14 protein-coding genes are annotated in these 11,662 nt (G+C 65.5%); 7 read left to right on the top strand and 7 right to left on the bottom strand.

Features of this window, described 5'->3' with window-relative positions; translation table 11 throughout:
- Positions 1 to 94 precede the first annotated feature (94 nt).
- Positions 95 to 538 carry a CBS domain-containing protein gene (locus F6Q13_RS15765; protein WP_293058473.1) on the top strand — a complete coding sequence of 148 codons (444 nt, stop codon included), beginning with the start codon at positions 95 to 97 and terminating at the stop codon, positions 536 to 538.
- A gap of 37 nt (positions 539 to 575) precedes the next feature.
- On the top strand, positions 576 to 1,865 hold the full coding sequence (locus F6Q13_RS15760; RefSeq protein ID WP_293058471.1) for an ArsB/NhaD family transporter: 1,290 nt from the start codon (positions 576 to 578) through the stop codon (positions 1,863 to 1,865).
- Positions 1,866 to 1,997: 132 nt separating this feature from the next.
- Here the strand turns inward: F6Q13_RS15760 and F6Q13_RS15755 are convergent, their stop codons facing one another.
- Together F6Q13_RS15755 and F6Q13_RS15750 are read right to left on the bottom strand one after the other, a co-directional pair.
- On the bottom strand, positions 1,998 to 3,179 hold the full coding sequence (locus tag F6Q13_RS15755; protein ID WP_293058468.1) for a class I SAM-dependent RNA methyltransferase: 1,182 nt from the start codon (positions 3,177 to 3,179) through the stop codon (positions 1,998 to 2,000).
- Entirely contained in the window at positions 3,176 to 5,173 is a 1,998-nt protein-coding gene (locus F6Q13_RS15750; RefSeq protein ID WP_293058465.1) for an APC family permease, read from the bottom strand. Before F6Q13_RS15750 ends, F6Q13_RS15755 begins: the two co-directional genes overlap by 4 nt.
- Before the next feature lie 121 nt (positions 5,174 to 5,294).
- On the opposite strand from F6Q13_RS15750, the gene F6Q13_RS15745 reads away from it, so the two are divergent.
- Positions 5,295 to 5,978: a TrkA family potassium uptake protein gene (locus F6Q13_RS15745; protein WP_293058463.1), complete on the top strand. Its 684-nt coding sequence runs from the start codon at positions 5,295 to 5,297 to the stop codon at positions 5,976 to 5,978.
- A gap of 164 nt (positions 5,979 to 6,142) precedes the next feature.
- Complete coding sequence (locus tag F6Q13_RS15740) at positions 6,143 to 6,805, top strand: TrkA family potassium uptake protein (protein ID WP_293058461.1); 663 nt, start codon at positions 6,143 to 6,145, stop codon at positions 6,803 to 6,805.
- Here F6Q13_RS15740 and F6Q13_RS15735 read toward each other — a convergent pair.
- Together F6Q13_RS15735 and F6Q13_RS15730 are read right to left on the bottom strand one after the other, a co-directional pair.
- Positions 6,756 to 7,421 carry a DUF3159 domain-containing protein gene (locus F6Q13_RS15735; RefSeq protein WP_293058459.1) on the bottom strand — a complete coding sequence of 222 codons (666 nt, stop codon included), beginning with the start codon at positions 7,419 to 7,421 and terminating at the stop codon, positions 6,756 to 6,758. The genes F6Q13_RS15740 and F6Q13_RS15735 overlap by 50 nt on opposite strands.
- Positions 7,422 to 7,481: 60 nt before the next feature.
- Positions 7,482 to 7,853, bottom strand: coding sequence for an OB-fold nucleic acid binding domain-containing protein (locus F6Q13_RS15730; RefSeq protein ID WP_293058457.1), 372 nt, complete (start codon positions 7,851 to 7,853; stop codon positions 7,482 to 7,484).
- 166 nt (positions 7,854 to 8,019) lie between these two features.
- On the opposite strand from F6Q13_RS15730, the gene F6Q13_RS15725 reads away from it, so the two are divergent.
- Complete coding sequence (locus F6Q13_RS15725) at positions 8,020 to 8,718, top strand: alpha/beta hydrolase (RefSeq protein ID WP_293058455.1); 699 nt, start codon at positions 8,020 to 8,022, stop codon at positions 8,716 to 8,718.
- Here the strand turns inward: F6Q13_RS15725 and F6Q13_RS15720 are convergent.
- The gene (locus F6Q13_RS15720) at positions 8,715 to 9,467 is read right to left on the bottom strand and encodes a DUF3710 domain-containing protein (RefSeq protein ID WP_293058452.1); all 753 of its coding nucleotides are present in this window, start codon (positions 9,465 to 9,467) and stop codon (positions 8,715 to 8,717) included. The two genes, F6Q13_RS15725 and F6Q13_RS15720, sit on opposite strands and share 4 nt — an antisense overlap.
- Positions 9,468 to 9,500: 33 nt before the next feature.
- Entirely contained in the window at positions 9,501 to 9,965 is a 465-nt protein-coding gene (gene dut, locus F6Q13_RS15715) for a dUTP diphosphatase (protein WP_293058449.1), read from the bottom strand.
- A 25-nt stretch (positions 9,966 to 9,990) separates the two neighbouring features.
- On the opposite strand from dut, the gene F6Q13_RS15710 reads away from it, so the two are divergent.
- Positions 9,991 to 10,467, top strand: coding sequence for a DUF3093 domain-containing protein (locus F6Q13_RS15710; protein ID WP_293058447.1), 477 nt, complete (start codon positions 9,991 to 9,993; stop codon positions 10,465 to 10,467).
- 5 nt (positions 10,468 to 10,472) lie between these two features.
- Here F6Q13_RS15710 and F6Q13_RS15705 read toward each other — a convergent pair whose 3' ends face one another.
- Positions 10,473 to 10,775, bottom strand: a complete 303-nt coding sequence (locus F6Q13_RS15705) for a DUF4193 domain-containing protein (protein WP_003919098.1) — start codon at positions 10,773 to 10,775, stop codon at positions 10,473 to 10,475.
- A 546-nt stretch (positions 10,776 to 11,321) separates the two neighbouring features.
- Between F6Q13_RS15705 and F6Q13_RS15700 the strand changes: the two genes are divergently transcribed.
- Positions 11,322 to 11,662 (top strand): hypothetical protein (locus F6Q13_RS15700; protein WP_293058363.1); only part of this gene is annotated, 341 nt, incomplete at its 3' end.

Genomic DNA, 11,662 nt, shown 5'->3' with positions numbered 1-11,662 from the left:
GAAGCCTTTTTCGAAGCCTTTTTCGAAGCCTTTTTCGAAGCCTTTTTCGAAGCCTTTTTCGAAGCCTGCTCGGGTACCCACGTATTGTCCCGGTATGCGTGCGGAGGAAATCGCCGAGCAGTTACCGGTCGTGTCCATCGACTCCGACGCCCTCGATGCGGCCCGGATCGTCGCACAGCACCGTCTGGCCGGAATTGTCGTCACCGACAGGTCCGGAAAGCCGTACGCGGTGCTGCCGTCCTCTCAGGTGGTCCGGTTCATCGTGCCGCGCTACGTGCAAGACGACCCATCACTGGCCGGGGTGCTCGGCGAATCGATGGCTGATCGTGCCGCAGAGAAACTCGGTGGCAAGACGGTAGGCGACGTGCTGCCGGACGATCTGGTCAGCGTGCCTGCGGCCCACCCCGACGACACCATCATCGAAGTGGCCGCTGTCATGGGGCGGCTGCAGAGTCCACTGGTAGCGGTTGTCCAAGACGACAAGCTGTACGGCGTGATCACCGCATCTCGCCTGCTGGCCGCCGCCCTGAAATCTTGATTTCGGGACCCATGCGCGACGACCCGCAGGACGGTCGATGAGCGCTATCGCGGTCGCGGTATTCGTGGTCGCCTACGCCCTGATCGCCTACGACCGCATCGACAAGACGCGGATAGCACTGGTCGGTGCGGGCATCGTGGTCATGCTGCCGGTGATGCGCACCCCCGACGTCTTCTACTCCCCTAAGACCGGGATCGACTGGGACGTCATCTTTTTGCTGTTGGGCATGATGATCATCGTCAGTGTGCTGCGCCAAACCGGCGTCTTCGAATACGTCGCGATCTGGTCTGCCAAACGAGCGAAGGGTTCGCCGCTGCGCATCATGATCCTGCTGATGCTGGTCAGCGCGTTCGGATCGGCATTGTTGGACAACGTCACCACGGTGCTGCTGGTCGCCCCGGTCACCCTGCTGGTGTGTGACCGGCTGACGATCAGCGCGGCACCGTTTCTGATGGCCGAAGCGTTCGCCTCCAACATCGGCGGCGCCGCGACGCTGGTCGGTGACCCGCCCAACATAATCGTCGCCAGTCGCGCCGGCCTGAGCTTCAACTCCTTCCTGATCCACCTGGCCCCGCTGGTGGTGGTTGTGATCGCGGTCCTGGCCGCAATGCTGCCCCGGCTGTTTCGCGGCAGCTTCGCCGTCGATCCCGAACGGGTCGCCGACATCATGGCACTGGAGGAAGGCGAAGCGATCCGAGATCACGCGCTGCTGCTCAAGTGCGGTGTCGTGCTGGTGGGGGTGTTCGCGGCCTTCGTTTTGCACGAACCGCTGGGCATGGACCCGGCCGAGGTGGCTCTGCTGGGCGCCGGCATCTTGATCATGATCTCGGGGGTGGGGCGCTCGCAGTACCTGGCCAGCGTCGAATGGGACACCCTGCTGTTTTTTGCCGGCCTGTTCATCATGGTCGGCGCGCTGGTAAAAACCGGCGTCATCGACAAGCTGGCGCACATGGCCGCCACCGCCACCGGCGGCAACGCCCTGTTGACGACGATGCTGATCCTGGGCGTGTCCCTGGTGTTCAGCGGCATCGTCAACAACGTCCCGTACGCCGCGACCATGACACCGATCGTCGCCGGGCTGGTGCCGTCCCTGCATGACCACGCCCAGCCGGACGTTCTGTGGTGGGCGCTGACCCTGGGCACCGACTTCGGCGGCAACCTGACCGCCGTCGGGGCCAGCGCCAATGTCGTCATCATCGGAATCGCCCGGCGTGCAGACAATCCCATCACTTTTTGGGAGTTCACCCGCAAGGGCCTGACGGTAACCACAATGTCGTTGGCTGTGTCCGCCGGCTATCTGTGGTTGCGCTACTTCGTGTTGGTTTGACCAACATCGGCACGTCGAGCCCCAACCATGTGCGGGGGCCCTGCGGCGGCCTGGGATGGCCTATCCAAAGAACTGGACGCTGCACTGTCCGGGCGCTACCTCTGGGGCCGCTACCTCATGCTGGAGTGAGTGTCAGCGACGCAGCAAAGCAAGGCATTCCACGTGATGAGTCAGCGGAAACGCGTCGAACAACCGGATCTGTTCGACCGCAAAGCCATGGCCGCGGTACAAGCCAATGTCGCGAGCGAAAGATGCAGCTTCGCAACCGATATGCACTATCCGCGACACTCGGGCGGCGGCCAGCAAGTCGATAACCTCGCGTCCGGCACCCGAGCGGGGCGGATCCAGCACGGCCACATCGGCGCTGCCCCGCTGGGCCGTCAACGCCCGTCGCGCCGAATCGTTGACTACCCGCACCTGAGGCAGATCGGCCAACGCTTTGCGGGCTGCCCGCGATGCCGCCGGTGAAGTGTCGACGGTCAGCACCTGTCCGGACTCTCCCACCGCTTCGGCCAGCGCTGCGGCGAACACGCCCACGCCGCCGTAAAGATCCCAGGCGGTCATCCCGGGACCGGCTTGCGCCCAGTCGGTCACCAAAGCGCTGTAGATCTGCGCAGCGTCGCGGTGGGCTTGCCAGAACACCGTCACCGGCACCCGCCAGCTGCGCCGCCCCACCCGCTGCAATGCCTGCTGCTCACCTTCGACAACCTCCGTCACGGTCCGCTTGCCCCGCCGCGCGGTGCTCACTACATGGCGCATACCGTCGTCGTCGACGACGATATGCAGGTGCGCACCGGGTGGCCATTCCGCCGCCAGCCCATCGGTCATGCCCGGGGGCAGCTGGGCGCAGCGCAAGTCGGTGACCAACTCGTCGCTGCGGTAACGATGGAAACCGGCGCGACCATCTGCCCCGACTGCAAGGCGGACCCGGGTACGCCATCCTGTCGGGCCGGTATCGGACAGTGCAAGCGGTTGCGCGATTCCCTCCCAGTGGTAACCACCGAGGCGTAGCAGTTGATTAGCCACCACTTGCCCCTTGAGCACACGTGCGGCCGCCGGCTCGGCGAACGCGAGGTCGCAACAACCGGCCCCCTCAACCCCGGCGATCGGGCACAACGAGGCGATTCGATGCTCCGACGGCTCGATCACCTCGACAGCTTCGGCGTGCCAGTACGAACCACGATCAGCCGTAAGCCGCACTCGAACCCGTTCACCGGGCAGTGCGTAGCGAACGAACACCACTCGGCCTTCGTGGCGGGCCACGCAGCTCCCGCCGTTGGCCGGCGCGCCGGCCGTCAGCGTCAGTTCGGTCAATCGAAGATCCCCCGACGGGTGTCACCAGGGGAGGCGTACTGCTGGAATGTCTTGAGCCGCTCCGAGGACGTCAATTGCCACGGCACCGAGGTCATCATCACACCGGGAACGAACAACAGCCGGCTCTTGAGTCGCAGCGCGCTCTGGTTATGCAGCACATGCTCCCACCAGTGACCCACCACATATTCCGGAATAAACACCGTGACCACGGTGCGCGGCGACTCTTTGCTGACCCGTTTGACGTAATCGATTACTGGTCGGGTGATTTCGCGGTACGGCGACGCGATCACCTTCAGCGGCACGCTGATGTCGCTGTCCTCCCACTGACGCACCAGTTCGCGGGTTTCTGCTTCGTCCACGCTGACCGTGACGGCCTCCAGCACATCGGGGCGAGTCGCCCGCGCGTAGGCCAGCGCGCGCAGCGTGGGCAGATGCAGTTTGGACACCAGCACCACCGCGTGGTTGCGGCTGGGCAAAACGATCTCGCGATCCTGCGCCCCGGCTTGCTCGGCCAGTTCCCGGCTGACCGAGTCGTAATGCTTGCGGATGAGTTTCATCATCATGAACAGCGAGCCCATGGCGACCACCGCGATCCAGGCCCCGACCAGAAACTTCGTCACCAAAACGACGACCAGGACGGATCCGGTGGACACGAAGCCGATCGTATTGACTACCCGGGATCGCATCATCCGCCGCCGGATTCGCGCATCGGTTTCTTCGCGCAGTAGCCGGGTCCAGTGCCGGACCATGCCGATCTGGCTCAACGTGAAGGAGATGAACACGCCGACGATATAGAGCTGAATCAAGGCGGTAACCTGTGCGCGAAACGCGATGATCGCAGCGAGAGCCGCCATCGACAAAAACACGATCCCGTTGGAATACGCCAACCGATCCCCGCGGGTGTGCAGTTGCCGCGGCAGGTAGCTGTGTTGGGCCAGCACCGAACCTAGTACCGGGAATCCGTTGAACGCGGTGTTGGCCGCCAATGCCAAGATCAGCGCGGTCACCGCGGCGATCAGCAGCAACCCCACGTGGAAGCTCCCGAACACCGCTTGGGCCAGCTGCACGATCAGCGTTTTCTGCTGGTAGTCCGGTGGCGCGCCCACCAGCTGTTTGGCAGGATTGTCAACGACCTGCACTCCGGTCCTCTCGGCCAGCACAATCACGCCCATGAACATGCTCACCGCGATCACGCCCAACATCAGCAGCGTGGTTGCCGCGTTGCGTGACTTGGGTTTCCGGAATGCGGGGACACCGTTGCTGATCGCCTCCACGCCGGTCAGTGCCGCACAGCCCGAGGAAAACGACCGGGCCACCAGGAACAACAACGCAAAACCGACGACCTGGCCGTGCTCGGAATGCATCTCGAAACCCGCGGATTCGGCGCGGAGCCGATCGCCGAGCACATAGATCCGGAACAGTCCCCAGCCCAGCATCATTGCGATCCCGGCGATAAACGCATACGTCGGAACGGCGAATGCCACTCCCGATTCCTTTACTCCCCGCAGATTCATCGCGGTCACCAGAAGGATCGCAATCACCGACAACAGCACCCGGTGCTCACCCACGAACGGGATGGCCGAGCCGATGTTGGACATCGCCGAGGCCGCCGAAACGGCAACCGTCAAAACGTAATCCACCATCAGAGCGCTGGCGACGGTCAATCCGGCGTTGGCTCCGAGATTAGTGGTGACCACCTCGTAGTCACCACCACCGGACGGATAGGCTTGCACATTCTGCCGGTAGCTGGCGACCACGACCAGCAGCACCGCCGCCACCGCCAAACCGATCCACGGGGTCAGCGCGTAGGCCGTCACGCCGGCCACCGAGAGCACCAAAAAGATTTCTTCCGGGGCGTAAGCCACCGACGAGAGGGCATCCGAGGCGAAGACCGGCAGGGCGATCCGCTTGGGCAGCAGCGTGTGGCTCAGCCGGTCGCTGCGGAACGGCCGGCCCAGAACGAGCCGCCGCGCCGCGGTGGAAAGTTTGGACACGAGAGCCAAGAGTAAGCCCACCGCGCTCGGGCGGTAGCGTTCCCTGGTCGAGAATGTGTCGTGCCCACGTCGGCTGGCCGATCGGGCCCGCCGAGCGGGGGTAAGCCGAAAGGATCTCAGGTTGCGGGTAGTAGTCATGGGATGTGGCCGGGTGGGGTCTTCGGTTGCCTGTGCACTGTCCCGGATCGGCCACGATGTCGCGATCATCGACCGCGATCGCACCGCCTTCAACCGGCTCGGCCCGGATTTCGTCGGGGAGCGGGTGCTGGGACTGGGATTTGACCGCGACGTCCTGCTGCGCGCCGGCGTCGAGCGGGCCGACGCCTTCGCCGCGGTGTCCTCCGGCGACAACTCCAACATCATCTCGGCCCGGCTGGCCCGGGAAACCTTCGGCGTGCAGCGCGTTGTCGCGCGGATCTACGACGCCAAACGCGCCGCGGTCTACGAGCGGTTGGGCATTCCGACTATCGCCACCGTGCCCTGGACTACAGACCGCCTGCTCAACGCGCTGCTCCGGGAAACTCAGCCCACCAGCGCGTGGCGCGACCCAACAGGCACTGTCTCCGTCGCCGAGGTGGTGCTACACGAGGACTGGATAGGACACCGGCTTACCGAGCTGGAAACGGCCACCGGCGCCCGCGCGGCGTTTCTGATCCGGTTCGGCACCGGCCAACTACCCGATCCCAAGACCGTGATCCAGGCCGGCGACCAGGTGTACGTCGCCGCGATATCCGGGCGGGTCACCGAGGCGATCGCGATTGCGGCCTTACCGCCGGGCGAGGACCTCGAGGAGCAAAGCAGATGAAACGCGCCGACGACGATGATGCCGGCGCAGCCGGGATCCAGGAGTGGCGCAGATGAAACGCGCCGACGACGATGATGCCGGCGCAGCCGGGATCCAGGAGTGGCGCAGATGAAACGCGCCGACGACGATGATGCCGGCGCAGCCGGGATTGAGGAGTGGCGCAGATGAAAGTCGTAATCGCCGGAGCCGGCGCGGTCGGCCGTTCGATCACCCGCGAACTTCTCGAGAGCGGCCATGAGGTGAGCCTGATCGAGCGCGATCCGGGAAACTTCGACGTCGACGCGATCCCGACCGCGCATTGGCATCTGGGCGATGCCTGCGAACTCAGCTTGCTGGAATCGGTGCACCTGGAAGACTTCGATGTTGTGGTCGCCGCTACCGGCGACGACAAAGTCAACGTCGTGCTGAGCCTGCTAGCCAAAACGGAATTCGCGGTACCCCGGGTGGTGGCCCGGGTCAACGATCCGCGCAATGAATGGCTCTTCACCGACGCCTGGGGTGTCGATGTGGCGGTGTCCACCCCGCGGATGCTGGCCTCACTGGTGGAAGAGGCGGTCGCGGTCGGAGACCTGGTCCGGCTGATGGAGTTCCGCAAAGGACAAGCCAACCTCGTGGAAATCACGCTGCCCGATAACACCCCGTGGGGCGGGAAGCCGGTACGCAAGCTCGCCTTGCCCCGCGATGCCACGCTGGTGACCATTCTGCGTGGGCCACGAGTCATCGTTCCGCAGGACGACGAGCCCCTGGAGGGCGGCGACGAGCTGTTGTTCGTCGCGGTTAGCGAGGCGGAGGAGGAGCTGCGTCGGCTGCTCCTGCCACCTCTGTGACAGTCGTCGGCCGTAATGCGTGCTGCACGACCTTGATGGCCAGATACGTGACTGCCGCCGCTGCCGCGGTCAGCGGCCAGCCCATCGCGATCCGCGCCACGCCCAGCCACCCCGTGCGGCCGGCGTGGTAGAGCGAGCCCTGCACCCCGAAGCGGGCCACGAACACCAGCATCCAGACGAGGGTGGCGCAATCAAAGGCGTAAACAGCCCGGCGAACGTCACGCCAGCCGAGGTCGTGCGCGCCCGCCCAGCTCCATAGGTAACCCACCACCGGCCGACGGATCAGCACCGACAGCGCAAAGACCGTTGCCCATAACAGCGACATCCAGATGCCCAGCAGAAAATAGCCTCGGGACTCCCCCAGCACGTAGGCGATCAGCGCGCAGATGGCGACACCGAAGAACCCGAATACCGCCGGCCGAGTGGAGTGGCGCCGGATCAGCCGCCACACCAGCACCAGGGCAGCCACGCCAAGTGCCGTGCCGACGGCTGGCGACAGTCCCCACAGACCCGAGATCGGCACGAAGAACAGCACCGGCAGCGATGAGTAAACGAGCCCGCTCACGCCGCCCAGCTGCGCAATCAGCCGCTGGGCGGGGGTGGGTTCAGAGACCATCGCGCCACGCCCACGCTCGGCCGGCTCGAGATTATTCACCGAGGCCGCCCACCCGAGCTGTCATCGTTGAATTTCGTAGTGCGGGTTGTAAATGGCTTTGGTGCCGTTGTCCAACTTGCCCAGCCGGCCCCGCACCCGCAGTTTCCGGCCCGAGTCGATCCCAGGGATCCGGCGTTGCCCCAGCCATACCAACGCCACAGTGTCGGTGCCGTCGAACAATTCGGCGCGGACCCCGCCGGCGCAGCCTTTGGCGTTGGCTTCCACGCTGCGTAGCGTGCCGACCATCGTGACCTCCTGACCGCGCTCACAGTCGATCGCCCGCTGCGCGCCGGTGTTCGCGGCCTCGTCGGACAACTCCTCGACGTCGCGCTGCTCGGGATCCTCCGTCAACCGACGGGTCAGCCGGTGCAGATAACCTTCGGCCGTCGCCATCACCTCTTCACGAACATTTCGGCCGATCCGCACGCCAAACTATCCAGGTGTGGAAGCCGAATCTCTGTGTGCCAAACGACACCGTAGCCCTGTTGGGTCCCGGACGCCATGCGACCCCCGGTTTGCCGGTGCACAACGGGCTCAGCGCTGCGGGCACGATCAGTAGATGGCCGTCGAATTGCGCGGTGTGACCGTCGTCGTGCTGCCGGGGACCGGATCCGACGATGTCTACGTGGATCGGGCATTCGCCGGCCCGCTGCGCGGCGTCGGCGCGCGGATCCTCGCGCCCCCACCTGAGCCGGGTGGGTTGATCGACTGCTACCGGGCCGCGCTCGACGACGCAGCGCGCCGGGGCCCGATCGCGGTCGGCGGAATCTCCCTCGGGGCGGCGGTGGCCGCCGCGTGGGCATTGGCACATCCCGAAACCACGGTAGCGGTGTTGGCCGCGCTCCCGGCCTGGACCGGCACGCCCGACGGAGCTCCCGCAGCCCGGGCAGCCCGCCATTCGGCTGATCACCTCCGGCGTGACGGGCTGGCCGCGGCGACGACCCAGCTGCGCGCGTCCAGCCCGCCCTGGCTGGCCGAGGAGCTCACCCGGTCGTGGCGGCGGCTATGGCCGTACTTGCCTGACGCGCTGGAGGAAGCGGCGGACTATGTCGCGCCGACCCGCGCGGAGCTTGCGCGATTGGACGTTCCGATGGGGATCGCCGCAGCTACCGACGACCCGGTCCACCCTTTTGAGGTCGGTGTTGCCTGGGCGGCCGCTGCGCCGCGCGCGTCGGTGTGCACCGTGACGCTGGCTCAGATCGGCGCCGATCCCGCCGCGCTGGGTGCCGCCTGCCTGGCGGCACTGGCCAGTGTCTAACCTCCGGCCGTACTGCTGCGCAACTGCTGCATCGCCGAGCCGCGGGCACTGCGGCGCGTTGGCGGTGCACCCCCGCCCTGCTGCGCGGCGGTCTGCTGCGCGGCCGCTTCCCGCAACTGCGCCGCCATCGGCTCGGGCAGTCGCACCGGGAGGGGTGTCCTGACCGGAAGCGGGGTACTGCCGCGGCGGACCACGGTGTCGGCCAACGCTTCCCGGGCTTGCTGAGTCACGGCGTCGATGCTCTCGAGTGTCCCGTTGACCACACACCGGATCATCCAGCGGTAACCGTCGATCCCGATAAACCGCACCGCGCCTGACGCGATCCCGACCACTTCACGACCCCAGTGACCGTCTTGGATGGTGACCGTGGCCCCGTCTTTGCGCAGTGAATCGGCGAGCTCAGCCGCCACCTCGCGCCATAAGCCGCCGGTCTTGGGTGCGGCATAGGCGGCAATGGTGTAACGGCCGTTGGGCGTGACGACCCAGACCGCACTCGGGATACCGCCCTCGGTGAGTTCGACCTGCAACTGGGCACCCTCTGGCGTCGGGATCAGCACCGAACCGAGGTCGAGCCGTGCGGCCTCCGCTGTGGCGGGATCGTCGAAATCATCAATGTCGAAGGGACCCTCGAGCTCCTCGTCGTACGTCGGCTCGACCGGGTTGTCCGGTTGCTCCTCGACCGCGTCCACCTGCGGCTCGGCCCCCGTGGCCGGGCTGTCGTCTTTGGGTTTGCGCCTACCGAATGCCATTACCCGCGCTGCTCTCCCTCATCTCGCCGGGGCTCACAAACTCCCATGTCCGCCGGAAGAGCCGTGACCGCCATCGCCGCGGGACGTGTTGGCCAGCCCGACCTCGTCGAATGACGACACCTCGACCAGCTCAACCAACTCGACCCGCTGCACCAACAGCTGAGCGATCCGGTCACCGCGGCGCACCGCGATCGGCGCCGCCGGGTCCAGATTGATCAGCGCCACTTTGATCTCGCCGCGATAGCCGGCGTCGATCGTGCCGGGACTGTTGACGATGGAAAGCCCCGCCCGGGCGGCCAGTCCCGAGCGCGGATGCACCAACCCGACCATTCCGAGCGGAATGGCCACCGCGAGGCCGGTTCGGACGAGGGCACGCTGCCCAGGTGCAAGTTCGACGTCTTCAGCGCTATACAGATCCACGCCCGCGTCACCGTCGTGAGCACGGCTGGGCAGCGGAAGCCCGGGATCCAGGCGAACAACCGTCAGACTGGTCGGCACGGGGCCACAGATTACCCTTGACCGAGTGTCAAGTACCCGCATCGCGCCTGAGAACGTGCGATATCGCGAGCGCCTGTGGGTGCCGCTGTGGTGGTGGCCGCTGGGTTTCGCGCTGGCCGCGCTGATCGCATACGAAGTCAACCTGGGCGTGCCGCGACTGCCGCACTGGCTGGTGCTCGCGGTGCTGTCCGTCATGGTTGCCGGGGTGTTGTTGTGGTTGGGCCGCATCGAAGTCCGCATTATCACCGGTGACGAGGGGCTTGAGCTGTGGGCCGGCGAGGCACATCTACCCGTCACAGTGATCGCCCGATCCGCAGAAATCCCGCGCTCGGCCAAATCTGCCGCTCTGGGCCGCCAGCTCGACCCGGCGGCCTACGTGCTGCATCGCGCCTGGATCGGGCCGATGGTGTTGGTCGTGCTCGACGACCCCGAAGACCCGACACCGTACTGGCTGGTGAGCTGCCGTCACCCAGAGCGGGTGTTGTCGGCATTGCGCAGTTGACCCGATCAGGCCGCGCAGTCGGTGCAGATCATGACACCGTTCTTCTCGCTCGCAAGCCGACTGCGGTGTTGCACCAGAAAGCAACTCGAACAGGTGAACTCGTCGGCCTGCTTGGGAATGACACGCACCGAGAGCTCCTCACCGGACAAGTCGGCGCCGGGCAGCTCGAACGACTCGGCCGATTCGGACTCGTCGACGTCGACCACCGCCGACGCCGCCTCGTTCCGCCGTGCTTTGAGCTCCTCTAACGAGTCCTCGGACACGTCATCGGTCTCGGTGCGCCGTGGGGCGTCGTAGTCGGTAGGCATGATGTCCTCGCATCCCCTCGTGAGTCCTGCAAGCAACGCTTTGTACCAGCGTCGAACGCATCCACCTAATGATTCGTGCCCGCAACCGGCCGTGTTGAACTGTGATTTCCCTCACACGCAGTTTTTGCTCGCAGTTCGCTGCCCGCAACGTCTCCTCGTGTGCGCCCAGCCCACGAACAACACCCTTTAGCGCACGAGTCGAAACACTCCGCGACCACCGCGTCGTTACGCTGACCGTTCACAAAGTTCACCCAGGGCTCGCGATTGTCGTGGGAAAACCGGCGCACCGACTTCTCAAATGCCTCGAAGCACACGACAGCCGATCAACAGCGTCGCCCCTCCCCGACTGGGCAACAAAGCGGTTCCGCCGTCGCATTGCTAAACAGCTCAGTGCTCGCTACAGTCACGCTGACTGCACCTGAGAAATCTTTAAGGAATCCCGTAGCGGTGCTAACTCCGGGTTGCGCAACAACCAAGCGGCGCAAACATAGCTTGCGCACCGCGACGGCATGTCATCGCACCGCCGGTCTCGGTACCAGTGCCGCGATGTCCCTGGTGTCCTGCGTGACCCTGTTTGCCGCGGCTCCCACAGCTCACGGCGATGTCGTAGATCTGATCATCGAGCCGGTGCAGGCGGCATTGATGGGTCTGCCTGACGCACCCACGGGTGTGGATCCCGCTGCGGCGGCGTCGGGTTTGGACCTGAGCAGTTCGGAGTTGGGCACGAACGCGTTGATCACAGCCGTGTACGACCTGCAAGGTCTGCTCGAAAGCTACTGGACGAGCGTGGATGTGCTGGATTCAGCGCTGGTGTCGGCATCGGATTCTATTTCGGTCACGGTTCCTGTGGTGCTGCACGGGTTGGAGCAGGATTGGATCACCAGCCC

The sequence above is a fragment of the Mycobacterium sp. genome (assembly GCF_008709575.1).
Classification (GTDB): domain Bacteria; phylum Actinomycetota; class Actinomycetes; order Mycobacteriales; family Mycobacteriaceae; genus Mycobacterium.
The sequence above is the reverse complement of the archived record's forward strand: the minus strand, read 5'-3'. Positions and strand labels throughout refer to the sequence as shown.

What these genes read in the sequence shown, in the direction of transcription:
- F6Q13_RS15765 (WP_293058473.1), top strand. Translation starts at nt 95, where the DNA reads ATGCGTGCGGAGGAAATCGCCGAGCAGTTACCGGTCGTGTCCATCGAC.
- F6Q13_RS15760 (WP_293058471.1), top strand. Translation starts at nt 576, where the DNA reads ATGAGCGCTATCGCGGTCGCGGTATTCGTGGTCGCCTACGCCCTGATC.
- F6Q13_RS15740 (WP_293058461.1), top strand. Translation starts at nt 6,143, where the DNA reads ATGAAAGTCGTAATCGCCGGAGCCGGCGCGGTCGGCCGTTCGATCACC.
- F6Q13_RS15735 (WP_293058459.1), bottom strand. Translation starts at nt 7,421, where the DNA reads ATGGTCTCTGAACCCACCCCCGCCCAGCGGCTGATTGCGCAGCTGGGC.
- F6Q13_RS15730 (WP_293058457.1), bottom strand. Translation starts at nt 7,853, where the DNA reads ATGGCGACGGCCGAAGGTTATCTGCACCGGCTGACCCGTCGGTTGACG.
- F6Q13_RS15725 (WP_293058455.1), top strand. Translation starts at nt 8,020, where the DNA reads ATGGCCGTCGAATTGCGCGGTGTGACCGTCGTCGTGCTGCCGGGGACC.
- F6Q13_RS15720 (WP_293058452.1), bottom strand. Translation starts at nt 9,467, where the DNA reads ATGGCATTCGGTAGGCGCAAACCCAAAGACGACAGCCCGGCCACGGGG.
- F6Q13_RS15705 (WP_003919098.1), bottom strand. Translation starts at nt 10,775, where the DNA reads ATGCCTACCGACTACGACGCCCCACGGCGCACCGAGACCGATGACGTG.